Genomic DNA, 22,577 nt, shown 5'->3' on the forward strand with positions numbered 1-22,577 from the left:
CGACAGCATCTGAGGGGCCGTCGCCCACGGCTAGGGAGAGTAGGACGAGAGTGCGAACCTGTATCCATGCTCCTTCCGGCCGACAGTCATGTTCACAGCGAATGGTCTTGGGACACAGGCGGTCCCGCGTCGGACGCTGCGGGACGAATGGAGCGAACCTGCGCACGCGCCGTCGCGATCGGTCTGCCCGCCGTGATCTTCACCGAACATCTCGACCTCGACGACGCATGGCGCACCGGCGTCGAGGACCTCATGCCACACCAACGACACCTGCTGGACGAAGACGGCTATCTGCGTCCTCCGGCCCTGGACATGGCGGGCTACCTCGACTGCATCGAGCGCTGCCGACACCTGTTCCGCGAACTGCGCATTCTCACCGGCGTGGAGTTCGGACAGCCTCACCTGTTCGACAAACAAGCGACGAATTTCGACCTGACCGTCCTCGACCGTGTGAACGGTTCCCTGCACACGCTCCCGATCGGCGAGGACCGCAGCGAACCCAACACCCTGTTTCGGCTGTGGCCCCCGGACGAGGTGATACGCGCCTACCTCGACGAGATCCCGCGCATGGTCGCAGGATCCGATGCGTTCGCGGTGTTCAGTCACATCGACTACGCGGTGCGCGCCTGGCCGACTGCGGAGGTCGGCCCGTTCGACCCGCGCCGATTCGAGGATGGGTTTCGAGTGGCGATGCGGGCCATCGCCGACAGTGGGAGAGCGTTGGAGATGAACACCCGCAGACTTCGGCCATGGATCCCGCAATGGTGGTGTGAAGAAGGCGGGCGCGCAGTCACATTCGGCAGCGACGCCCACCTCCCAGAAGCGCTCGCCGACAATTTCCCCGAGGCGATGGCTATGGTCGAGCACTTCGGATTCCGGCCAGGCCGCCGACCTGAGCACTTCTGGACACGATAGAGATTCTCCGGCTGGTCGAGCGGGAGCCGCCGACCATATCTGGGATCCGCAATCCGAACCAGGGGAGCGCCTTGACGTGCCGTGGTAAGTAGTTGCGTAGCAGCGCATATCGTCGACGAATAGCCGCATGGTGTCGGTGCCTGGGGTCATACTCGGCAGTTGTGGCCGGTGATACATGCTGTCGGCCAGGGGAAGACAGGGAGGGTGTCGTATGGCTATTGCAGGTGTGCCCGGCGGGCCGCGGCTGGGCGGCGGACCTGAAAGAGGTCATCGACCGGATCGGCTTCGACCCGCTCGGCGAGGTCGCCGCCCGGCTGAACCCGGAAAAGGTGTGGGTGCTCGTCATCGATGGACTGCGTGCAGGACGGCACATCTCCGTGCACCCGACCCGCGCCAGTGCCGATAAAGCCGTCACTCTTCTCCAGGAAAAAGACCTCGCCACCGGTGCCAGCAGCATGGACATCACGATCGACCTTGTACTCCGCAGTCCCTCCGGCCTAGAGGCGACGGCGGCCTGAACCATCACGTCCGGGACCAGTCCCGAAGATCACGCCATCCGCGCTCCCGGTCGCGGGGGCAACTATTCGCAGCGATACGGTCAGGGTGTGTCGGTGCAGAGCGCTGGCGGCTCGTTCGGGAATTACCACCTCGAACGCTTGGTGGGTCGTGGCGGTATGGGTGAGGTGTGGTTGGCGCGCGACCGCACCGGTCGCGCTGTCGCGTTGAAGGTGTTGTCTGCGGCGTATTCCGCTGATCCGGGCTATCGGCGTCGTTTCGAGCGCGAGGCGCGGCTGGGCGCCCAGGTGCGCAATCCCCACATCGTGCCGATTCACGCTTTCGGTGAGGTCGATGGGCATCTGTTTTTGGAGATGGACTACATCGCGGGCATCGATCTGGCCACGCGGCTGCGGTCGGGTGCGCTGGTGCCTGCTCGGGCAGTCGAGGTCATCGCCCAGGCGGCGCAGGGGCTGGATGCCGCTCATGCGGCGGGGCTTGTTCATCGGGATGTGAAGCCGGGCAATATCCTCGAGGACACCAGCGGTTTCGTATATCTGATCGACTTCGGTATCGCCCGCGCCGCGGACGGCAGCGCCCTCACGGCCACCGGCCTGGTGGTGGGCACATTGGGATATATGGCGCCGGAGCGGTTCACCGGCACGGCCGATGTCCGCTCGGATGTCTATTCGCTGGCCTGCGTGCTGTATGAAACCCTCACCGGGAAGCTGCCGTATGGCGACGGTGATCCGGCACAGCAGATGCATGCGCATTTGATGTCCGAACCACCGCGTGCGTCGCGGGCTGCCGGAGGTGTCCCGCCGCAGCTGGACGCTGTCATCGCCCGCGGGATGGCCAAGAAACCGGTGGAACGCTATGCCAGCGCGGGGGAGTTCGCCGCCGCCGCAAATGCGGCTTTGGGCGGGCCCGCGTCGGCGCAACCGGCCTTTGCGAGATCGGGCAGTCACCCGCCTACCCGCGTTATGACCGCCGTCGCCCCGCCCCCGACCTTGGCCGAGCCCCTGTCGGCGGCGCCATCGCCCGAGCCCCGGACATTCTCACCAGCGCCTCGGCGAAAGCTGTTGGTGCGCAGATGGTTACCGATCGCCGCCGGTCTAGCACTGGTCGCCGCGGCGGCACTGTGGCTGCTGAGCAGCGACCTCGGGTCCGACTCCGCTCCAGGCACGACGACGCCCGCCGCGGCCTCGACCAATTCGCCGCCGCCCTCGACCGGTGGACCGGTTCCGGCCGGTGCGGTGCGTGACGGGAACTTTGCTTTCACCGTGACCGAGGTGGCGTCCAACGTGAATCGCACCGGTTCGGTAGCCCCGGGTGGTTCCTACACCATCGTGACGCTGACGGTCACCAACGTCTCCCAACATGGCCAAGTCTTCCGTGTCGCCGATCAGCGCCTCAGCACCGCCGCTGGCCGCTCCCTCGCCCCCGACGCGTCCGCGACCACCGAGCTCAACCCGTCCGGCCCTGGCGGCGGCCAGATCGATCCCGGCGGTACCCGCACGATCCGGCTGGCCTTCGACCTCCCCGGCAAGGACAAGAACGGCAAGAAGAACGACAAGAAGAACGACACCCCGAGCCAGCTGGTCCTGCACGGCGCCCCGTCGTCCTCTGGCGTAACCGTGCCGGTCGGCTAGCCGCAAGCCGACCGGCACCTCGGAGTCGGATCTCTCGCCGACGTCGTGTTTCGGATAACTCGCACGGCCCGAGCACCCCGCGAAGGTATGGATAACGATCCGCTGGCGCGTGTGCATTCCGCTATACATTCCGTGGATACGGAAATATGCTGCCGATTGTGTCGAATCTGCGGATCAGTGAGGTTGCTGCGTTGATGGGTGTCAGCGATGACACCGTGCGGCGGTATATCGATCAGGGACGGCTCAACGCGATTCAGCTGGACAACGGGCGCAAGGGTGTGAGCGGCCGCGAGCTGGCGGAATTTCTGCGGGCCAACGCGGAGGCCCCGGAGCCGGGTGCCACGGTGGCGGTCTCGGCGCGGAATCGGATGCGCGGGATCGTGACACGCATCGTGAAAGACACGGTGATGGCACAGGTCGAGATGCAGGCCGGGCCGTTCAGATTGGTGTCGCTGCTGAGTCGCGATTCGGTCGACGAACTCGGCCTGGAGGTCGGCAGCGTCGCGGTCGCGTCGGTCAAGTCCACCCATGTTGTTGTAGAAATCCCGGAAAGTTGACGAGGATGATTCGTTCGCTGAGTGCGGTTGCTCTGACCGGAGCTGTCGCGTTGACGTTGGCCGGTTGTGGATCGGACAAGTCGTCCGATCCGGCCCCCACCGACAAGATCTCCGGAACGGTGACGGTATTCGCGGCCGCATCGTTGACCGAGACGTTCACCGAGTTGGGCAAGCAGTTCGAGGCCGCACACCCCGGCGTCAAGGTTGTCTACAGCTTCGGTGCGAGTTCGGCGCTGGCCGAGCAGATCAAGCAGGGCGCCCCGGTCGATGTGTTCGCCTCGGCGGCGCCGAAGAATATGCAGCAGGTCGTCGACGCGGGCGATATCAAGGCCACCCCGGTGACGTTCGTGCGCAACCGCCTCGAAATCGCGGTCCCCAAGGGCAATCCCGGCCACATCACCGGTCTCGCCGACTTCGGCAAGACCGAACCCAAGATCGCGCTGTGTGCCGAGCAGGTGCCCTGTGGTGCCGCCGCGAAGAGCGTGTTCGAGGTCGCCGGTGTGAACCCGCAGCCCGACACCCGTGAGGCCGACGTGAAAGCGGTACTGACCAAGGTCACCCTCGGTGAGGTGGATGCGGCGCTCGTCTACCGCACCGATGTGAAGGCCGCCGGTGACAAGGTGGAGGGCATCGACTTCCCCGAGGCGGACAAGGCGATCAATGACTATCCGGTAGCGCCGCTTGCCAAGGCCCCCAACTCCGTGGCCGCGGCGGCGTTCGTCGATTTCGTCCGGTCCGACCAAGCGCGCACGGTGTTCACCAAGGCGGGATTCGACAACCCGTGATCCGAACGTCGGCGCGACGGCGGGTAGCGCGCGGGCGGCGACCGCTCGTTCTCGTGCTGCCCGCCGTGTGCGGTTTGGCGTTCTTGTTGTTGCCGCTGGCCGGGCTGCTGCTGCGCGCGCCTTGGCGCGGTCTGCCCGACCGGTTGTTCAGCGCCGAAGTCGGCCAGGCGCTGCGTCTTTCGCTGGTGTGCGCGAGCTCGGCGACTGTCGTCTGCCTGGTTTTCGGGATTCCCTTGGCGTGGCTGCTCGCTCGCGGTGAAATCCCCGGACTCGGGTTCGTGCGGGCGCTGGTGACGGTCCCGCTCGTGCTGCCGCCGGTGGTCGGCGGTGTCGCGCTGCTGCTGGTATTGGGCAGGCGCGGGATCATCGGCCGTCACTTGTATGAATGGTTCGGTGTCTCATTGCCTTTCACCACCGCCGGGGTTGTCGTCGCCGAGGCGTTCGTGGCGATGCCGTTTCTGGTGATTTCCGTCGAGGGTGCTTTGCGGGGAGCCGACCCACGCTACGAAGAAGCCGCCGCCACCCTGGGTGCGTCGCCTTGGCTGACTTTCCGGCGGGTCACCTTGCCCTCGGTGATGCCGGGTGTGATCGCGGGTGCGGTGCTGTGCTGGGCCCGCGCCCTCGGTGAGTTCGGCGCCACGATCACCTTCGCGGGCAACTTCCCGGGTAAGACGACGACCATGCCGTTGGCGGTCTACCTCGCATTGGAAACCGATCCCGAGGACGCGATCGTGCTCAGCTTGGTGCTGCTCACCGTGTCGGTGGTCGTACTGGCCGCGTTGCGGGACCGGTGGACGCGAGGAGCGCTATGACCCTCGACGCCGAAATACGCATCACCCGAGACAAATTCGAACTCGACATCGCCGTCACCGTGGCGCCGGGAGAAGTCGTCGCACTGCTGGGCCCCAACGGTGCGGGCAAAACCACCGCGCTGCGGGCGCTGGCCGGACTCACCCCACTCACCGCTGGCAGCATTCGTCTCGACGAAAACACTTGGGACGCACCGCCGAAGCTGTTCATCCCGGCCGAGCGGCGCGCGATCGGCGTGGTATTCCAGGACTACCTGCTGTTCGCGCACATGTCCGCCCAGGACAATGTCGCCTTCGGACTGCGCGCCCGCGGGCACCATCGCCGGGCCGCTCGCGACCGCGCGAAGCATTGGCTCGAGCGAGTCGGCCTGGCCGAGCACCTGCACGCCAAACCGCGTGCGCTGTCGGGCGGTCAAGCTCAACGTGTCGCGCTGGCCCGCGCGCTGGCCACCGATCCGCGGCTGCTGCTGCTGGATGAACCGTTGGCGGCACTCGATGCCAGCACCCGTTTGCAGGTTCGCTCCGATCTTGCCCATCATCTCGCCGACTACACCGGACACGCCGTGCTGGTCACCCATGACCCGCTCGATGCCATGGTGCTGGCCGACCGCCTCGTCATCGTCGAAAACGGCAGCATCATCCAGGAAGGTCCGCCCACCGAGGTCGCCCGCAGACCACGCTCGGACTATGTCGCAAACCTGGTGGGCCTCAACCTTTATCGCGGCACAGCCCACGGCAACGCGATCGATCTCCACGACGGCGGCACACTGACTGTCGCCGAACCCGCGCAGGGCGCTGTACATGTCGCGTTCCCGCCGAGCGCGGTGAGCCTGCACCTCGAACAACCGACGGGCAGCCCGCGAAATACCTGGCCGGTCACCGTGGTCGGGCTCGAACAGCACGCCAACACCACCCGGGTTCGCCTCGATGGCAGCCCAGCTGTGCTGGCCGACGTCACCGCCGCGACCGTCGCCGATTTGCGTCTTCAGATCGGAGCGCCCATGTGGGCCGCGGTCAAGGCCACCGAAACCCACACCTACCCGGCGTGATCCAGGTCAGTAGAGATCTTTGGACAGTACCGGCCAGGATTGCTTCAGGTCGTCCTGCCAATAGCCCCAGGTGTGGGTGCCGGTGGGGGGCAGGTCGAAGGTCGCCGGAATCCCCAACTGGTTCAACCGATTCTGGAGGTTGTGCGAGCAGGCGCTCATCGCCGCCTCGATGATGCCGCCGACGACGACGTGGTTGGCCACGCTGATCGGGTTGTACTTGTCGTCGCCCATGATGAACGGGTCGCCGGGAGCGTCGTGCGCGCCGGGCAGACCGCCGCCCGCCGCAACCCAGAGGTTCGTTCCGCGCAGCTTGTCCGCGTGCAGGACCGGATCGTTCGCTTGCCACAGCGGATTGTCGGCGGGGCCCCACATATTGTCCGGGTTACCGCCGCCCCACGTTTCGACCGTGGTCTGCACGAACTTCTGGCCGACCGGATCGCTGGTCTGCGCACAGCCACTGTAGGCGCCGACATTCTGGAACAGGCCGGGCTTGGTGATCGCCAGCATCAGCACCGATGTCCCCGCCATCGAGTAGCCCGCGATCGAGTTCTTGCCATTGGTGCCGAGCGCCGCATCGATGATCGGCGGCAGCTCCTCGGTGTAGAAGGTCTGCCATTTGTTCACCCCGAGTACCGGATCGGCCGCGCGCCAGTCCGCGAAGTAGCTCCACCGGCCGCCGATCAGCTCGACGACATTGATGTTCTTGTCGCCGAGGAATTGCTTGGCGTCGGTCTTCTGGTCCCATGAGGCGTTACCGTCGACGCCACCGCCGCCGCCGTTGACCAGATACAGCGTCGGGCGCGGGACCGAGTTGTCCGCGGGCAGATCCACCAGGACCGGGAATGTCCGATCCATGGCCGTCGAGTGGACCTCGAGCTGCAGCTTGCGGTCGCCGAGGGTCTCTACTTTCTCGATGTAGGAACCATCCGGTGCCTTGGCCGAGCTGTTGATCGGTGCGGCCGAGGCCGCAGGCGCCACCAAGCTCACTCCCGTGCCGACGACCGTCACAGCGGCGGCCGCCGCAGCGAGAACTCTGAATCGCATACCGCGTCTCTCCTGAAAATCGCATCCGCGCAACGTTCAAGCCCGTTTAGGCAGTCCACCGAATGGGCAATCGTTACTACCGTAGATCGAATCGGAAGCCGGATGCGGCCGGAAGCCCCCAGTCCTGGGGGTTGCTGGGCGGTGTGGTCGAGAGTTGCGTCACCTTCGCCAGAAGAAGTGATGCACCACACCGCTCGGGCTCGGGATCTGCTCCAGATGGAAACGGTCGATGAGTTCGTCGGGGCTGGTCCACAGCCTTTCGCCGCGACCGATTTCGACTGGTGCGACGACGATGTGCATGTTGTCGATGAGATCGGCGTCGAGGAATTCCCGGACTGTGGCGACACCGCCGCCGATTCGCACATCCTTGCCCTCGGCGGCGTCGAATGCCCGCGCCAGTGCGTCTTTCGGAGACGCGTCGAGGAAGTGGAATGTGGTTTCCCCCAAGGTGATCGAGGGGCGCACATGATGGGTGAGGACGAAAACCGGTGTGTGGAACGGGGGTTCGTCGCCCCACCAGCCTTGCCAGTCGTAGTTCTCCCATGGACCCCGCTGTGGACCGAATTTGTTGCGCCCCATGATCTCGGCGCCGATGTTGTTGGTGAAGTCTCGGGTGCAGTAGTCGTCGAGGCCGTAGGTGCCGCCTGGGTCGGTTCGGTTGGGCCAGTGGGCGGTGGCGCCTGCCCAGAACATGAGCGCGCTCGGATCGGCGTGGCCGAATGGGCGCTCGCGGGTTTGGCCCTCGCCGGCGCCGTAGCCATCGCTGGAGACGGTGAAGTTCTGAACTCGAACCAGCTGTGTCATCGGGATCCCTTCTGATTGCAATTTGCAATCGGTTGGAAATTTACCCGAACTGATCCCGTTGTGCAACCAGTTGCGGGTCGACTCGCGACGATTCAGAGGCCGAACTCCGTACCGACCGCCGTCTATCGCCCGAGCAGCTGCCGGGCGCGATCGCCGCATTCCGGTTGGGTCGAACTAGTTACCGCTGGTCACGCGCGGACGTCATCGGCCATATCGGCCCACTGTGCAAGTGCTTGGTACAGCCAGTAGAGAGCAGCTCCGGCGGTGGTGGTCCCGGTGATTTCGGCGGTGAGTTTCCAGTAGCGATGGATGTGCGGGTCGTTGTCGGGTGCGTTGTCGAGGAGCCGGTGTCGCAGACCTGGAGTGTCGCGGTCGCGCCGGGCGGTGGCGTGCGCGTGGATGAACCGGTCGAGTTCTGGGCCCGGATGTGGTCGTGTGCCGAGCGAGTCCACGGCCGCGCATGCTTCGGCGACACCGGTGACCAGTGCGAGTTTGTCGTGGATTCGGGTCGGGTTCGTCCGCCAGAGCTGCCGTGACATCGCGGCGGCGCTTGCGGGATCGGTGATGTGGGTGGTGAGTTCGGCGAAAGCGACGATGTGCTCAGGGGTTGGATCGGCGGGTAGCTGCGGGACGTTCATCGCGATGAATCCGTCGAACAGTGCCGGTGGGATCGGGGCGAGCAGTGTCCGCCAGAACGTCACCAGATTGTCGTGTGCGCGGTCTCGATCTTGTACGGACGCAAGCAGTTCCAACCGCCGGGCGCGTTCGGCGGGTGGCGCATCCTCGACCGCGCGCAGCGATGCACGCCGCCAGGACAGCACGCCGAGTTCGGTGTCGAGTGCGGCGCGTTCCGCGGCGATCGCATCGGCGATCGACTGGCTGCCGGTGAGAACCTCGATGATTGCGGGCAGGCTCAGGCCGAGCGTTCGGAGCCGACGCACCAGCAACACCTGATCCACCGTGGTCGCCGGATCGAACAACCGGTGCCCGCCCCCGCTGCGCCGCGACTCCAGCACCCCGTTGTCGCAGTAGAAGCGGAGCGTGCGGACCGGTACCCCGGTGACTCGCGACAGCTCCCCGATACTCACGAGGCCGTCGCGGTGTGTGTTCTCGGTCACATTCGCTGGAACCTCCACCTCGGTGGAGTTCCTACCCTACTGGAACACCCACCGGGACAAGGAGATACGCGGATGGCCGAGGACACCATGATGAGCACCGACCAGATCTGGCGGGCAGTCGCCACCGAGCGAGCCGGTCTGGTCGAGCTATTGGAGCCGCTGTCGGAAGCCGACTGGGACCATCCTTCACTGTGCGATGGCTGGCGGGTGCGCGACGTCGTCGCGCACGTCGTGCTGTCGGCCCGGGCCTCCATCGGTTGGATCCTGATCAATGTGATCCGCGCCCGCGGCAGCCTGGATCGGGCGATCCGCGATACCGCCATTCGTCACGCGGACCACATCACGACCCAGCAGCTGCTCGGCGAGTTGCGCGACAGCATCGACGCACGGGTCACGGCGGTCGGCACCACACCGGCCGATCGCCTGATGGACCTACTGGTGCACGGCCAAGACATCGCGGTCCCACTCGGCATCACCCGCGATATGCCGGTCGCCGCCGCACGAGCGGCCATCCACCGAATCTGGACAATGGGCGCCCATTCCACGCCCGCAAGAAATTCACCGGCTACCGCCTCGTCGCAACCGACACAGACTGGGCCGCGGGCGACGGATCCACCATCACCGGCCCGGTCGCCGCCCTGCTCCTGATCGTGACCAATCGCCAGCACGCACGGGACCAGCTCACCGGTGCAGGCGCAGCGCTGTTTCCGCAACGTGACCGACGGTAGAACGCGAAATTTCTTGCTGGGAATTGACTGGCAATGTCGCGAGAGGTTGCCGAGAGTATCGCGCAGCTGATTGTGGACGCCATTGGGTCGCAGTAGTTTTCGATTGCTGATCGTTGCTCTACGAAAGGTCGAACCGATGATTCTGCTTTCCCTTTTGGGCATGACCGGAAGTGCCGCTGCCGCATGGGCCACCGGAAGTGCCGCGATGGGTCTGGCAAATAGCGGCATTCTGCAGTGAGCGATGGGATCGGGCGGGACGGCCGTGCACGCCGTCCCGCCCGATCCCTATTGAGCGGTGGAGCGGAAGCCGCGCAAGCGCAGACTGTTGCTGACCACGAAGACCGAGGAGAACGCCATCGCGGCGCCCGCGAGCATCGGGTTCAGCAGTCCGGCCATGGCCAGCGGAATCGCCGCGACGTTGTAGGCGAAAGCCCAGAACAGATTGCCCTTGATGGTGCCGAGGGTCCTGCGGGACAGCCGGATCGCATCGGCGGCCGCGCGCAGGTCACCACGGACCAGGGTCAGGTCGCTGGCCTCGATGGCGACATCGGTTCCGGTGCCCATCGCCAGGCCGAGGTCGGCCTGGGCCAAGGCCGCGGCATCGTTGACGCCGTCGCCGACCATCGCCACCACCTTGCCCTCGGCCTGCAGCCGCTTGACGGTGTCGACCTTGTCGGCGGGCAGCACCTCCGCGATCACCTCATCGATACCGACCTGCGCCGCAATGGCTTTCGCTGCGGCGGTATTGTCGCCAGTCAGCATGATCGGGGTGAGACCGAGCGCCCTCAGCTGCGAGATCGCTTCGGCGGAAGTGGGTTTCACCGCATCCGCGACCACGAGCACGCCACGTGCCCGACCGTCCCAACCCACCGCGACGGCGGTCCTGCCATCGGTTTCGGCAGTGTGCATGGCCTGCTCGAGGTCGGCGTCCAGGTGTTGCGACCAGTCCGCGAGCAGCCTTGCGCGCCCGACGATCACCGCATGGCCGCCCACCACACCCTGCACGCCGAGGCCTTCGATATTCGCGAAATCCTCGACCTGCCGCAGCGCACCGACCTTATCCCGGGCGCCCTTGGCGATCGCCTGGGCGATCGGGTGCTCCGACGAATCCTCCAGCGCCCCGGCCAGCGCCAGCACCTCGGCGGTGTCCTCACCTTCGGCGGCAATGACATCCAGCAGGGTCATCTTGCCGGTGGTGACGGTGCCGGTCTTGTCGAGCACCACGGTATCCACCCGACGGGTCGACTCCAGCACCTCCGGACCCTTGATCAGAATGCCGAGCTGCGCACCGCGACCGGTGCCGACCAGCAGTGCCGTCGGGGTGGCCAGCCCGAGGGCGCAGGGGCAGGCGATGATCAGGACCGCGACCGCGGCAGTAAAGGCCGCGGCGACCGAACCGCCGGTGCCCGACCAGAATCCGAGCGTCGCGACCGACAGTGCGATCACGATCGGCACGAAGATCCCGGAGATCCGGTCCGCCAACCGCTGCGCCTGCGCCTTACCGGTTTGCGCGTCCTCGACCAGTTTCGCCATCTGAGCCAGCTGGGTGTCGGCGCCGATGCGATTGGCGCGCACCACGATCCGGCCGCCGACATTGACCGTCGCGCCGACCACCGCATCCTCGGGACCGACCTCCACCGGCACTGATTCGCCGGTGAGCATCGAGGCGTCGACCGCCGAGGAACCCTCGACGACCATGCCGTCGGTGGCGATCTTCTCACCGGGCCGCACCACGAAGGTGTCACCAACGCTCAACTGCTCGACCGGAATTCGCTGCTCGACGCCACCGCGCAGCACCGAAACTTCCTTCGCGCCCAGCTCGAGCAGCGCCCGCAGCGCCGCCCCGGCCCGCCGCTTGGAGCGCGCCTCGAAGTAGCGCCCGGCCAGGATGAAGGTGGTGACGCCCGCCGCGGCCTCCAGGTAGATGCTGCCGGTGCCGTCCATCCGCGCAATAGTCAACTCGAACGGATGCTTCATGCCGGGCATCCCGGCCGTGCCCCAGAACAGCGCATACAGCGACCAGCCGAACGCAGCGAGCGTGCCCATCGACACCAGGGTGTCCATGGTGGCGGTGCCGTGCCGCAGGTTGGCCCACGCGGCGCGGTGGAAGGGCAGTGCGCCCCACACCACGACCGGCGCGGCCAGCGTCAGCGAAAGCCACTGCCAGTTGTCGAACTGGAGTGCGGGCACCATCGCCAGCGCGATGACCGGAACCGTCAGCACCAGCGAAACCAGCAGCCGGGTTCGCAGCGCCGCCGTCGGATCCTCTTCCGCGGCCGTTTCCGCGGGCTCCTCGATCGGCAGCGCGGCGGTATAACCGGCCTGTTCGACGGTGGCGATCAACTGCTCCGGTGAGATATCACCGCTGAAGTCGACCCGCGCCTTCTCCGTCGCATAGTTGACCGTCGCGGTGACGCCGTCGAGCCTGTTCAGCTTCTTCTCGATGCGATTGGCGCAGGACGCGCAGGTCATGCCACCGATCACCAATTCGACCTGTCCGGCGGATGGTTGTGTCGCGGTGGTCATCGTGTGCTCCGTTCTGTGCGACTCAGGGTAGTGATCAGTGGCCGTGTCCGGCAGGTTCGGCTGCCGGGATGGGCGCGGAACCGGCAACCGAGAGGGTGAATTCGGCGGTGCGAACCACGCCTTGGTGCTGGAAATCCAGGAAGAGCCGGTAGTCGCCCGTGCTCGGCGCATCGACGTAGAAGGTAATGCCTGGTCCGGCCGGGGTCACACCGTCGCCGGGGCTGCCCTCCGGATGGACGTGCAGGTAGGCGAGGTCGGCGGCGCGCAATGCCACGAGGTGACCATAGGCCCCCAGGTAGGGCTGCAGATCGGTGACCGGTTTGCCGTTGCGGCTGACCGAGAGCACGACCTTCGAGGCCTGGCCCGGCGTGACCGTGCCGTTCAGCGCGACCGTGTACTCGCCGACCTGCGCGGTAGTCGACGGCGCGGGCAGTGCCTGCGCGTCGTAGTTGCCCGCGACCCGAAGATCGGCGCCGAGTGTCAGATTCTTACCGCCATCGGGTGTGAAGTCGGCGAAGACCCGGTAGTCACCGGCGCGGGTGAGATCCAGCGGGACGCTCCAGGCTCCGGCCTGGTCGAGTACCGGATGCACGTGCTGGAAGGCAGCCATATCGCGGCGGACCACGATGAGGTGCAGATCCTTGTCGTGGCTGCGCACATAGCTGGTGACGGGTGCGCCGTCGCGGTTCAGGATGCGAAACCGCAGCGGAAGATCCGCCGCCGCGGTGGTCTGCGGGGTGTCCAAGCGCAGGGTGTAGCCGTTTTCGCTGGCCATGAGTCCGGCGGGCAGCTCCTCGGACTCGCTCATGGCCTCGTGCGCCTTCGCGTCGTGCGCGGACTCGGCGGGTTCCGGCCCGAGCGTGGCACCGACGGCCAGTGCGATCCCGAAGACCGCCGCGAGACCGAGGGTGAAGCCGGTGAACTTGCTTGCTGCGTTCATCAGGGGGCTCCGTTCGGATCGTTCGGCGGACCGTCCCGTCGAACTCGGATCTACCATACCCCCCTAGGGTACGTTGTCAACATGGTACGGGGTGCGGGTATGCAGCCGAGAGCCCGGCTCGGTACTGGACCGGGCCGGGCTCTCGGCTGCGATGCTCAGGCTTCGGGGCGGTAAGTGACCAGCGCCACCGCGGGCGCCGAAACCACCTGTACCTCGGCCGACTCGGCAATCTTGATGTGCAGGAATCCGCCCTCGATCGACACCTCGACGTCATCGATCGTCCGAACCGGCTGTCCATCCCGGTCGAGCAGTGAATATCCGTCGATCAGGGCGACTTTGGTGGCCTTACGCCATTTCGCGTTCATCGTGTTGCCTTTCGTGGGTTCGACGGGAGGGAAGTCCAGCTCCGGCTGGGCGACATGATTGAAGTAGTTCGACAGGACATTCAGCGCGATATGACCGACCACCTCGCTCATCTCGGCATCGCTCACGCCACGGTCGCGGGCCGAGTCGATGACGTGATCGTCGACCCGGCCGCGCGATCGCAGCACCTCGCGCGCGACCTGCAGTACCGCATCCGCGTGCGGATCATCGGCATGCGCCGCACGGGTGGCCGCGATGGCCTCCTCGGTGAAACCCATCCGCCCCGCTCGCATGCTGTGCGCGGCGACGCAGTAGTCGCAACCGTTTTCGCTCGCGACCAGCAGGGCCAGCTGTTCGCGGATGCGGGCCGAGAGCTTGCCGCGGGTGAGCGCGTCGCGCATGTTCAGGTATCCGCGCAGTGTCGCGGGGCTGTTCGCCATGGCGGCGTAGAGATTCGGAACCCGGCCCAGTTGGCGCTGCACCTCGGTGAGCAGGTCGGCCTGCTCGGCGTCGGCGATTTCGGTCGATACAAGCGGTAGCCGAGACATCGTGACTCCAAACTCGAACGTGATGGTACTGATCGGTACCGAATCGAACGGTACTGATCGGTGCCGAATGTGTCAAATCAGATGGTACTGATCGGTTCCGTCCTGGTATGGTGATGCCATGGCAACACAGGCCAAGCAGCGACTACTCACCACGGCCGAGGAACTTTTCTATGCCGAGGGCATCAGGGCGGTCGGCGTCGATCGCCTGCTGCAGGAGTCCGGCGTCGGCCGCGCCTCCTTCTATCGCCACTTCGCGAGCAAGGACGACCTGGTCGTCGCCGTACTCGAGGATCGGGATCGGCGCTGGCTGGCGTGGTTACGGGAATCCGTCGAAGCGAAGGCGAGCGACCCGGCGGACCGCCCGCTCGCGGTCTTCGACGCACTCTCGGAACGCTTCGCCCGCAACGACTTCCGCGGCTGCGCTTTCATCAACACCATGGTCGAGGTGGCCGACCCGGACTCGGCCGCCCATCGGGCCGCCGATCGGCACAAGCGACGCGTCGTCGACTATCTCGGCGAAACCCTCACCGCCGCAGGCCGGTCCGATGCCGAGGAGTTGGCCGCCGAATTCGCGCTGCTCGTCGACGGTGCGATAGTTACGGCCGTACGCGAGAACTCCCCGGCAGCGGCGAACCGTGCCGGGGCGATCGCACGCCGCCTGCTGGCGACGGACTGAGCCCGTCAGGCGGAATGGAGATGTCGGGCGGTGGGTGAGGTTTCGGTGGTCGCCGGGTCCGGATAGGTGCCGAGCAGACGGTCGGCGGTGCCGGAGGTCGTCACGGTGAACCAGTAGTGCTCGTTCTTGTAGTGGTGATGGCGATGGTTGCGCCAAACCGCCCGGTAGAGCGAGCCTTTCGGCTTGTAGTCGGTGTGGATCAGGTAGTGGGTCCACTCGTAGCCGAGGCCGAGTGCGGTGATCATCAGCAGGAAGGTCAGGCCGAGGCCGAGCCGGGGGAAGGCCAGGGTCGCGATCGCGATCAGGACGACAACCAGTACCGAAAGCGTCTTGGTCGGGATGAAGATCAGCGGGATATTGCGGGGATCCACATGGTGCTCACGGTGTTTGCGGGCCAGTTCGCTATCGATCGGGATCGGGCCGAGTTGCTTCGGCCGCCAATGCAATACCGTGACGTGCACGATCCATTCGAAGACCGGGAAGATCGCGAGCATGACGGCGGGTACCAGCGCATCGGTCGATTGCCAGTCGCCCACGATGATCCGGGCGACCAGCGCCGCCACCAGGGTGGTGCCGATCAGCCACGGCGAGGGGTGCCGGATGAATTCGCGGAAGGCGGCGGCGAGGGTGAGGCCGCGGCGCAGGGGTCGCTCGTCCTGACGCACACGCTCGTGCGTCGTTGTCGAGTCCTTGCTGGATGATTGTGGTTTCGTCATGGTATTTCCTCGATGGAGCCAGTCGGTGCTGTCCAGTCGGTGGCGACCGAGCGATATTCCGAACCGCCGCGGTGATCCGGGATGTCGACTCCGGATCGCTTATCGCCGTCAGCGTTCGATGTTTTCGGTGCCCTCCAATACTTCGATCAGGGCCGTAGTCGCCGGTTCGAGCAGCGCCCGAGCGGTGCTCGAGGCCTGTTCCGGCGCACCGGCCTCGATGGCGGCGGCCAGGTTTCGATAGGCCTCGACATTGCCCACCTCGGCGGACATGATCGGGGCCAGCGCGGCGAGCGCGGGTTCATAGGCGGCGCGCAGCATGTTGAACATCAGCCGGAAGACGATGGAGTCGGCGGCGTCGACGACGTGATCCCAGAACTCCATCGCATGCCGCTGCTGTGCGATCGGATCCTGTTCGGCGGCAAGCGCTTCGACCGTACGATCCAGGGCGGCGCGCACGGTGGCCGACTCGGTTCTGCCGAGCCGGATCGCCGCGAGTTCGGCCACCTTCGGTCCGTTGTGCAGCCGCGCTTCCAGAATGCTGCGCGCGACCTTCGGTTCCAGCTCACCGGCCTGAACCAGCAGTCGCGGCAGCACCTCCAGCCCGGCTCCGCGCCGGTAGTCCAGCACGGTGGTCGCATCTCCCTGCCGGACCGCCACCAGTCCCGCAGCCGCCAACCGCTGCAGCGCCTCCCGCACCGCGGGCCGCGAAACTCCCAACGCCTCCGCCAACTGCCGCTCACTGGGCAGCGTCGCGCCGGGCGCCAACTCCCCACTGAGCACATCCGCCGCGATCTGCTCGAATACATCGCCCGATACCGACCGCTTGACCACAGGTTGCAACGCCATACCGCCACTCTGCGCCTAAAAGGTCAGGAGGTCAAGTGGTCAGACCAGTTTGCGCAATCGCTCGGTCAGCACCCTGGGGGTGGTCGTGCCGATGCGCGGCTCAGCTCGACGTGTCGGTGCGGTCCGTGATGGCGCAACACCGGTCAGGTTTTGGAGCGAGGGCCGATGTCGGTCGGCCGCTGGTGTCGCCGTGGGCGATTCGGGATCAGCTGGGGTCGGAGCCGCGAATGGCGGCGAGCCAGATCGCGGTGGCGGCGGCTACCGAGGTGGCGGCGAGAAAGGCGATGAAGCCACCCGCGGCGACGTAGATCCACATGAGGGCTACGAAAGGCGCGGCGACGGTGGATTGGGCGTCGAGCAGGAGGCGGCGGCGGATCCGCGCGGAATCGGTGGCGAGAATTGCAGCGTCGGGATCGCGACGGGAGGGATTGTCGATCAGGCGGCCCGGCGGTTCGGAGGTCCGTGCCTTTCCGGATGGATAGAGGTGCTGTGTGGCGGTGTCGACGGAGCTGTCGGTCACATCGGCTTCGGTCTCCGTCATACCGAGCAGCGCTGGCTCGAAAAACACTGGCAACCAGCGAGTTCGATAGTTTTCGGTGATCTCGAGCCAGCTTCGGCTGACGAGCCGATGCTGCTGTCGCACCCGTTTGATCTCTACGGTTCGCAGACCGTGGCCGCCTTCGATTTCCCTGCTGCGGCCGGAATCCGCACTCTCGTCCATCCCGAACTGTGAGCCGCCATCGCTGCGAGCCGTACTCCTGCGATCCCCGCGCGGTGGGCCGATATCCGTCAAACCGTTCGTCAGGTAGCCCAATGCCCTGGCGAGCTGAAAACCCGTATAGCCCAGAATTCCGAGCGCGACCGTCGCCAATGCCGCCACCTGGTCCAAATCGCCGAACGGCGCCCAGGCCAGGCAGACAACCAGGGCGCCGATCGTCACGCAGACCGGATAGGCCAGGGGGTGGCCCGGTCCGAATTTCACTTCAGGAAGCCGACTTTGGTGTAGTCGGGGGAGGCGAGGCCGAAGGCGCCGTAGTTGGCGAGGTTGTCGCGCACCGCGTAGGTGCCCGACGCTTGGTGCAATGGCACCGAATAGCCTTCGGCGAAAATCATCTGATCGCATTTGTTCGCCAACTCGACGGCCTTCGCCGGATCGAGTTCGGCAATGGTCTGTTCGATCAGCGCATTCAATTCCGGGGATCCGATGCGGGCCTTATTGCTTCCCTGACTGTTGGGGTTGTTCGGGTCATATGCGTAGACCTGTGGCAGCACACCCAGCGGTAGAACGCTACCGCCCCAGCTGAATTGGGCGATGTCGAAGTTCCCCGGGTCGATCACGTCCTTGAACAACCCTTGGCCGGGTACGGTTTGGATGGTCAGCTTCACCCCGACCTTCGCCAGGTTCTGCTGCACGATCTGCGCGGTCTGCACCCAGGCCTCCTGCTGGTACATCACGTCGCGCAGTTCCAGCTTTCGGCCGTCCTTTTCGCGGACATCGCCGTTGAGCTTCCACCCGAGCGCGTCGAGCATCCGCGCCGCCTCGGCGGGGTCGTAGGCGATGGGAGCCGAATTGTCCTGGTAGCCCTTCTGCCCCTTCATATAGATGTGGTTGTTCAGCGGCGTCGGATTTTCGACGACACCGTTCTGGGCGGCGGTCACCAAGGCTTGCCGATCGATTGCCTTCGAAATGGCAATGCGCAGTTGCGGGTCCTCGAGCAGGGCGCCCTTGCCGCCGTTGAAGGTCAGGTGCGACCAACTGGGCTCGGGCGTGCGCCGCACCACCACGTTCTTGGAGTTCCTCGCCCCGGTCACGTTCTCGATGCCGGACATATAGGCATAGTCGATCTCGTTGTTCTGGATCCCGGGCAACACCGCGGAATCGTCGAGCACGCTGAGCGTGATCGTATCCAGCTTCGGGGTATCGCCCCACCATTTCGGATTGCGGCCCAACGTGATCCGGTTCTGCGCGCGATCTATGCCGGTGAGCATGAACGGACCCGAGCTGACCGGGAGAGTGTCGTGGTCGGCATTGCTGAACGCATCCGGGGTGGCGGTGACCGACTTCGGATACAGCGGACTGAATTGACCCTGCCATTCGGCATACGGCTTATCGAAGGTGACGATCGCCTGCCGGTCGTCCTCGCCTCTTTCGACCTTCTCGACCCGGTCGAAGCCACTGGGGGAGGAGATGAGGAAGCCGGGGTCCTTCGTGCTCAGCGCGGCCGCCTCCGATCGCAGATCCTCCCAGGTGATCGGGGTGCCATCGGACCATACGGCCTTCGGGTTGATCGTGTAGGTGACCTGCTGTGGGCTGGTATTCGTCAGCTTGATGTCGGTGAAGTAATTGTGATCGACGGTTAGTTCTCCCGCGGCATTGCTCACCCAGGGCGACGGCATGGTCGGATTGATCACCGAGGCCGTGGTGTCGGTGGTGCCGTCGATATGCAGATAGTTGAAGTTCTCCGGGAAGTTGGTGATGGCAAGGCGCAGATTCCCGCCGTCGCGCAGCTCGCTGCGATCCTTGGGGTTGATGTCGTTGGTACTACCGATATCGATCGTGCCCAGGGCGATGCTGTTGTCGGAGCAACCGGTCGCGATCAGGCCGAGCGCGACAACCGGAACTGCTACTGCGGTTGCGAATCTCATTTCTCGAACCCGACCTTGGTGTAATCGGCCGACGCGAGGCCGAAGGCGCCGTAGTTGGCCAGCCCCTCACGCACCGCCACGGTGCCCGGGGACTGCACGATGGGCATCGAGAAGCCCTCGTCGAAGATCATCTTGTCGCATTCGTTCGCCAGCTCGATGGCCTTTTCGGGATCGAGTTCGGCGATCGTCCGCTCGATCAGCGCATTCAGTTCGGGCGAGCCGATCTTGCCCTTATTGCTCAACGTATTCGCCGGGTCGAAGGCGTAGATCTGCGGCAGCGCACCGAGCGGGAGGATGCCACCGCTCCAGGTGAACTGGACGATGTCGAAGTTGCCCGGGTCGACTACATCGGTGAAGAGCCCATTGCCCGGGTAGGTCTGGATGAGCAGCTTGACGCCGATCTTGGCCAGATTCTGCTGCGCGATCTGTGCTATCTGCACCCAGCTCTCCTGCTGGTACATCACATCGCGGATTTCCAGCTTGCGGCCGTCCTTTTCGCGGACGTCGCCGTTGAGCTTCCACCCGAGATCATCGAGTTCTTTGGCGGCCTGCTCGGGGTTGTACGCCACCGATGCCGCATTATCCTGATAGCCCTTCTGGCCAACCATGAAGAGGTGGTTGTTGAGCGGCTTGGGATCGACCACGACGCCCTGCTGGGCCGAGGTCGCGATGGCCTGCCGATCGATACCCTTCGAAATGGCAACGCGCAGTTTGGGATCCGCGAGTATCGAGCCGGGCGCGCCATTGAAGGTGAAGTGCGAGAAGCGCAGCGCGGGCGCGCGACGCACCTTGATGCCGGGTGCGTTCGAGGCCGTCTTGACTTCATCGATGCCCGAAACCGACGCCGAATCCAGTTCGTTGTTCTGCAGTGCGTTCAGCCGGGCGGAGTAATCGAGCACGCTGTAGGTGACCGTATCCAGCTTCAGTGTATCACCCCACCACTTCGGATTGCGGCTCAATACGATGCGCTGCTGCGCCTTATCTATCGACGAGATCATGAACGGACCCGCCGAAACCGGCAGCCCATTGCGGTCGACGTCGTTGAAGGCCTGCGGGGTCGCGGTCGACGCCTTGGGATACAGGATGTCGAAATTGCCCTGCCATTCCGCATAGTGCTGGGCCATGGTGACGATTGCCTGCCGGTCGTCGGCACCGCGTTCGACCGTTCCGATCTGAGCGTAGCCCTGGGTTGCCTTCACCTGGAAGGCTGGATTGCGTCCGCTGAGCGCCTCGGCCTGGGATTTCAGGTCTTCCCAGGTGATGGGCGTCCCGTCGGTCCAGACCGCCTTGGGGTTGATCGTGTAGACGATGGTCTGCGGATTGGTATTGGTGAGTTTGATCTCGGTGAAATAGTTGGTATCGGTGGTGATATTGCCCGCCGCATCGGATTTGATCGAGCCCGGCAGCGTCCACCCGACCAGCTCGGAAACCTCACCGTCGGAGTCGACGTGCGATGCATTGAAGGTCGCCGGGAAGTTCGTCAGCGCCAGCCGCAGATTTCCACCGTCGCGCAGGTCGCCGGCGTCCTTCGGGTTGATGTCGTTGGCGGTGCCGATCGAGCTGGAACCCGCCGTCACGGCCTCGCCCGACCCGCAGCCGGACAGAATCAGCGCGATGGCGACGGCGGGTGCCGCGATCCGAATTGCCACCCGGCGCTGCCGGGCGATGCGTGCTGTTGTCATTTCACGAATCCGATCTTGGTGTAGTCGTAGGACGCGAGGCCGGGGGAACCGATATTGGCGAGATTCGCGCGGACGCCGTAGCTGCCGTCGCTCTGCATCAGTGGCAGCGAATGACCCTCCTCGAACACCTTGCGATCCACCTCATTGGCCAGCTCGAGCGCCTTCGCGGGATCCAGTTCGGAGAGGGTGCGATCGATCAGGGCATTGAGCTCCGGCGAGCCGACGCGGGCGTAATTGCCTTGCAAATCGTTCGGGTCGTAGTAGTACGCCTGTCGAATACTGCTGAACGCGAACGCATCACCCACCCAGATGAACTGGGCGGCGTCGAAATCGCCGGGCTGGATGACATCGGTGAAATACCCCGCGCCGGGCCTCGTGTCGATGGTCAGCCCCACGCCGATTTTCGCGAGGTTCTGCTGGATGATCTGGGCGATCTGCACCCAGGTCGGATCGTTGTACATGACATCGCGGATGACGAGCTTGCGCCCGTCCTTCTCCCGGACATCGCCGTTGAGCTTCCACCCCGCCTCGTCGAGTTCGCGCGCCGCGGCGGTCGGATCGAAGCCGAGGCTATTGTCCTGATAGCCCGCCTGACCTTGCAGGAATATGTGATTGTTCAGTGGCTTCGGATTCTCGACCAGCCCGTTCTGAATCGCGGTGACGATCGCCTGCCGATCGATGGCCTTGGAAATGGCAACGCGCACCTTGGCATCGGACAGGATGGATCCAGGCGCGCCGTTGAAGGTGATGTGGCGCCAGCGATTACCCGGGGCGCGACGCACCACCAGGCCGCCGGTATTGCGCACCGTCTGAACGTCGTCGACCGTGGTCAGCTGCACCAGGTCGAGTTCGTTGTTCTGCAGCGCCGTCGTCCAGGCCGTGTGATCGAGCACGCTGTAGGTGATGGTGTCGAGCTTGGGCCTTGCCCCCCACCATTTCGGATTGTGGCCCAGCACGATTCGGCCCTGCGACCGGTCGGTGGAGACGACCTGGAATGGTCCGGCACTCGGCCCCATCGCATCGGCGAGGCTGTTGTTGAACGAATCCGGGTCGGCGGTAACGGATTTCGGGAACAGTGAGGCATTGCCCGCGAACTGGCCGCGCCATTCGGCGTAGGGGTGGCTGAAGGTCAGAACGGCCTGGCGGTCGTCGACGCCGCGCTCCACCTTGTCCACGAATTCGAAGCCGTTGGTGATGGCGATCAGGAATCGCTTGTCCTTACCGCTGAGCGCGTTGGCCTCGGATCTGATGTCTTCCCAGGTGATCGGATTGCCGTCGGACCAGACCGCCTGCGGATTGATCGTGTAGGTGACCTGCTGCGGGTCGGTGTTGGTCAGCGCGATATCGGTGAAATAGTCCTTGTCGACCGACAACTGGCCTGCGGCATCGGTATTGAACGAGCGCGGCATAAGCGGCCGTTCGATATTGGCAATCTCTTCGTCGTTGCCGTCGTTGGACAGGGTGTTCCAGTTGGCCGGGTACGTTGTGGTCGCCAGGCGCAGATTCCCGCCGTCGCGGATTTCGTCGACGCTCGTGGGGTTGATGTCGTTGGTGGTGCCGAGCGTATCCGACAGTCCCGCCGTCGAATCGCCGCCCGAACCACAGCCCGCCGCGATCAAACCCAGTGCGACAACCGGTGCCGCCCATTTGGTTCGGGTTCTCGATCGCATCGCGCTCT

At 65.2% G+C, this 22,577-nt stretch carries 21 protein-coding genes; 9 read left to right on the forward strand and 12 right to left on the reverse strand.

Annotation, left to right across the window (positions count from 1 at the left end; translation table 11 throughout):
* Positions 1-66: 66 nt before the first annotated feature.
* The 7 genes from ACQPZ2_RS01455 (at position 67) to ACQPZ2_RS01485 (ending at position 6,262) form a co-directional block, all read left to right on the forward strand.
* Positions 67-915, forward strand: a complete 849-nt coding sequence (locus ACQPZ2_RS01455; protein WP_433523950.1) for a PHP domain-containing protein — start codon at positions 67-69, stop codon at positions 913-915.
* Positions 916-1,076: 161 nt separating this feature from the next.
* Entirely contained in the window at positions 1,077-1,433 is a 357-nt protein-coding gene (locus ACQPZ2_RS01460) for a hypothetical protein (protein ID WP_433523951.1), read from the forward strand.
* Between the two features lie 87 nt (positions 1,434-1,520).
* Complete coding sequence (locus tag ACQPZ2_RS01465; protein ID WP_433523952.1) at positions 1,521-3,062, forward strand: protein kinase domain-containing protein; 1,542 nt, start codon at positions 1,521-1,523, stop codon at positions 3,060-3,062.
* 158 nt (positions 3,063-3,220) lie between these two features.
* Positions 3,221-3,619, forward strand: a complete 399-nt coding sequence (locus ACQPZ2_RS01470) for a TOBE domain-containing protein (RefSeq protein WP_063039958.1) — start codon at positions 3,221-3,223, stop codon at positions 3,617-3,619.
* Positions 3,620-3,624: 5 nt separating this feature from the next.
* The gene (gene modA, locus ACQPZ2_RS01475) at positions 3,625-4,404 is read left to right on the forward strand and encodes a molybdate ABC transporter substrate-binding protein (protein ID WP_433523953.1); all 780 of its coding nucleotides are present in this window, start codon (positions 3,625-3,627) and stop codon (positions 4,402-4,404) included.
* The gene (gene modB, locus ACQPZ2_RS01480; RefSeq protein ID WP_433527710.1) at positions 4,404-5,216 is read left to right on the forward strand and encodes a molybdate ABC transporter permease subunit; all 813 of its coding nucleotides are present in this window, start codon (positions 4,404-4,406) and stop codon (positions 5,214-5,216) included. The genes modA and modB overlap by 1 nt, the downstream gene beginning before the upstream one ends.
* A complete protein-coding gene (locus ACQPZ2_RS01485; protein WP_433523954.1) occupies positions 5,213-6,262 on the forward strand; it encodes an ABC transporter ATP-binding protein in 1,050 nt (349 codons plus the stop codon). Before modB ends, ACQPZ2_RS01485 begins: the two co-directional genes overlap by 4 nt.
* 6 nt (positions 6,263-6,268) lie before the next feature.
* Here the strand turns inward: ACQPZ2_RS01485 and ACQPZ2_RS01490 are convergent, their stop codons facing one another.
* The 3 genes from ACQPZ2_RS01490 to ACQPZ2_RS01500 form a co-directional block, all read right to left on the reverse strand.
* On the reverse strand, positions 6,269-7,306 hold the full coding sequence (locus ACQPZ2_RS01490; RefSeq protein ID WP_433523955.1) for an alpha/beta hydrolase: 1,038 nt from the start codon (positions 7,304-7,306) through the stop codon (positions 6,269-6,271).
* A gap of 159 nt (positions 7,307-7,465) precedes the next feature.
* Positions 7,466-8,110 carry a dihydrofolate reductase family protein gene (locus ACQPZ2_RS01495; RefSeq protein ID WP_433523956.1) on the reverse strand — a complete coding sequence of 215 codons (645 nt, stop codon included), beginning with the start codon at positions 8,108-8,110 and terminating at the stop codon, positions 7,466-7,468.
* A 188-nt stretch (positions 8,111-8,298) separates the two neighbouring features.
* Positions 8,299-9,228 (reverse strand): MerR family transcriptional regulator, encoded by a 930-nt coding sequence (locus ACQPZ2_RS01500; RefSeq protein ID WP_433523957.1) that lies wholly within the window; start codon positions 9,226-9,228, stop codon positions 8,299-8,301.
* Between the two features lie 72 nt (positions 9,229-9,300).
* Here ACQPZ2_RS01500 and ACQPZ2_RS01505 point away from each other — a divergent pair, with 72 nt between their 5' ends.
* The gene (locus tag ACQPZ2_RS01505) at positions 9,301-9,876 is read left to right on the forward strand and encodes a maleylpyruvate isomerase family mycothiol-dependent enzyme (RefSeq protein WP_433523958.1); all 576 of its coding nucleotides are present in this window, start codon (positions 9,301-9,303) and stop codon (positions 9,874-9,876) included.
* Between the two features lie 365 nt (positions 9,877-10,241).
* On the opposite strand, the gene ACQPZ2_RS01510 is transcribed toward ACQPZ2_RS01505, so the two are convergent.
* The 3 genes from ACQPZ2_RS01510 to ACQPZ2_RS01520 form a co-directional block, all read right to left on the reverse strand.
* Positions 10,242-12,482 (reverse strand): heavy metal translocating P-type ATPase, encoded by a 2,241-nt coding sequence (locus ACQPZ2_RS01510; protein WP_433523959.1) that lies wholly within the window; start codon positions 12,480-12,482, stop codon positions 10,242-10,244.
* Between the two features lie 34 nt (positions 12,483-12,516).
* Complete coding sequence (locus tag ACQPZ2_RS01515; protein WP_433523960.1) at positions 12,517-13,422, reverse strand: hypothetical protein; 906 nt, start codon at positions 13,420-13,422, stop codon at positions 12,517-12,519.
* Between the two features lie 155 nt (positions 13,423-13,577).
* Positions 13,578-14,333: a carboxymuconolactone decarboxylase family protein gene (locus ACQPZ2_RS01520; RefSeq protein WP_433523961.1), complete on the reverse strand. Its 756-nt coding sequence runs from the start codon at positions 14,331-14,333 to the stop codon at positions 13,578-13,580.
* A 118-nt stretch (positions 14,334-14,451) separates the two neighbouring features.
* Here ACQPZ2_RS01520 and ACQPZ2_RS01525 point away from each other — a divergent pair, with 118 nt between their 5' ends.
* On the forward strand, positions 14,452-15,009 hold the full coding sequence (locus tag ACQPZ2_RS01525; RefSeq protein ID WP_433523962.1) for a TetR/AcrR family transcriptional regulator: 558 nt from the start codon (positions 14,452-14,454) through the stop codon (positions 15,007-15,009).
* A 5-nt stretch (positions 15,010-15,014) separates the two neighbouring features.
* Here the strand turns inward: ACQPZ2_RS01525 and ACQPZ2_RS01530 are convergent, their stop codons facing one another.
* The 6 genes from ACQPZ2_RS01530 to ACQPZ2_RS01555 form a co-directional block, all read right to left on the reverse strand.
* Positions 15,015-15,725: a sterol desaturase family protein gene (locus tag ACQPZ2_RS01530; protein ID WP_433523963.1), complete on the reverse strand. Its 711-nt coding sequence runs from the start codon at positions 15,723-15,725 to the stop codon at positions 15,015-15,017.
* 108 nt (positions 15,726-15,833) lie between these two features.
* Complete coding sequence (locus ACQPZ2_RS01535) at positions 15,834-16,571, reverse strand: FadR/GntR family transcriptional regulator (protein WP_433523964.1); 738 nt, start codon at positions 16,569-16,571, stop codon at positions 15,834-15,836.
* Between the two features lie 205 nt (positions 16,572-16,776).
* Positions 16,777-17,553 carry a hypothetical protein gene (locus ACQPZ2_RS01540; protein ID WP_433523965.1) on the reverse strand — a complete coding sequence of 259 codons (777 nt, stop codon included), beginning with the start codon at positions 17,551-17,553 and terminating at the stop codon, positions 16,777-16,779.
* Complete coding sequence (locus ACQPZ2_RS01545) at positions 17,550-19,217, reverse strand: ABC transporter family substrate-binding protein (RefSeq protein WP_433523966.1); 1,668 nt, start codon at positions 19,215-19,217, stop codon at positions 17,550-17,552. Before ACQPZ2_RS01545 ends, ACQPZ2_RS01540 begins: the two co-directional genes overlap by 4 nt.
* Complete coding sequence (locus tag ACQPZ2_RS01550; protein ID WP_433523967.1) at positions 19,214-20,899, reverse strand: ABC transporter family substrate-binding protein; 1,686 nt, start codon at positions 20,897-20,899, stop codon at positions 19,214-19,216. Before ACQPZ2_RS01550 ends, ACQPZ2_RS01545 begins: the two co-directional genes overlap by 4 nt.
* Positions 20,896-22,569, reverse strand: a complete 1,674-nt coding sequence (locus tag ACQPZ2_RS01555; protein ID WP_433523968.1) for an ABC transporter family substrate-binding protein — start codon at positions 22,567-22,569, stop codon at positions 20,896-20,898. Before ACQPZ2_RS01555 ends, ACQPZ2_RS01550 begins: the two co-directional genes overlap by 4 nt.
* Positions 22,570-22,577: the final 8 nt, after the last annotated feature.

Origin of the sequence: Nocardia pseudovaccinii, from assembly GCF_050942345.1 — a bacterium.
Taxonomy (GTDB): domain Bacteria; phylum Actinomycetota; class Actinomycetes; order Mycobacteriales; family Mycobacteriaceae; genus Nocardia; species Nocardia pseudovaccinii.

Bases quoted from the DNA above. Each gene is read 5' to 3' on its own strand.
- ACQPZ2_RS01455 (WP_433523950.1), top strand. From the start codon at position 67: ATGCTCCTTCCGGCCGACAGTCATGTTCACAGCGAATGGTCTTGGGAC.
- modA (WP_433523953.1), top strand. From the start codon at position 3,625: ATGATTCGTTCGCTGAGTGCGGTTGCTCTGACCGGAGCTGTCGCGTTG.
- ACQPZ2_RS01485 (WP_433523954.1), top strand. From the start codon at position 5,213: ATGACCCTCGACGCCGAAATACGCATCACCCGAGACAAATTCGAACTC.
- ACQPZ2_RS01490 (WP_433523955.1), bottom strand. From the start codon at position 7,306: ATGCGATTCAGAGTTCTCGCTGCGGCGGCCGCCGCTGTGACGGTCGTC.
- ACQPZ2_RS01495 (WP_433523956.1), bottom strand. From the start codon at position 8,110: ATGACACAGCTGGTTCGAGTTCAGAACTTCACCGTCTCCAGCGATGGC.
- ACQPZ2_RS01505 (WP_433523958.1), top strand. From the start codon at position 9,301: ATGGCCGAGGACACCATGATGAGCACCGACCAGATCTGGCGGGCAGTC.
- ACQPZ2_RS01510 (WP_433523959.1), bottom strand. From the start codon at position 12,482: ATGACCACCGCGACACAACCATCCGCCGGACAGGTCGAATTGGTGATC.
- ACQPZ2_RS01515 (WP_433523960.1), bottom strand. From the start codon at position 13,422: ATGAACGCAGCAAGCAAGTTCACCGGCTTCACCCTCGGTCTCGCGGCG.
- ACQPZ2_RS01520 (WP_433523961.1), bottom strand. From the start codon at position 14,333: ATGTCTCGGCTACCGCTTGTATCGACCGAAATCGCCGACGCCGAGCAG.
- ACQPZ2_RS01525 (WP_433523962.1), top strand. From the start codon at position 14,452: ATGGCAACACAGGCCAAGCAGCGACTACTCACCACGGCCGAGGAACTT.
- ACQPZ2_RS01530 (WP_433523963.1), bottom strand. From the start codon at position 15,725: ATGACGAAACCACAATCATCCAGCAAGGACTCGACAACGACGCACGAG.
- ACQPZ2_RS01535 (WP_433523964.1), bottom strand. From the start codon at position 16,571: ATGGCGTTGCAACCTGTGGTCAAGCGGTCGGTATCGGGCGATGTATTC.
- ACQPZ2_RS01545 (WP_433523966.1), bottom strand. From the start codon at position 19,217: ATGAGATTCGCAACCGCAGTAGCAGTTCCGGTTGTCGCGCTCGGCCTG.
- ACQPZ2_RS01550 (WP_433523967.1), bottom strand. From the start codon at position 20,899: ATGACAACAGCACGCATCGCCCGGCAGCGCCGGGTGGCAATTCGGATC.
- ACQPZ2_RS01555 (WP_433523968.1), bottom strand. From the start codon at position 22,569: ATGCGATCGAGAACCCGAACCAAATGGGCGGCACCGGTTGTCGCACTG.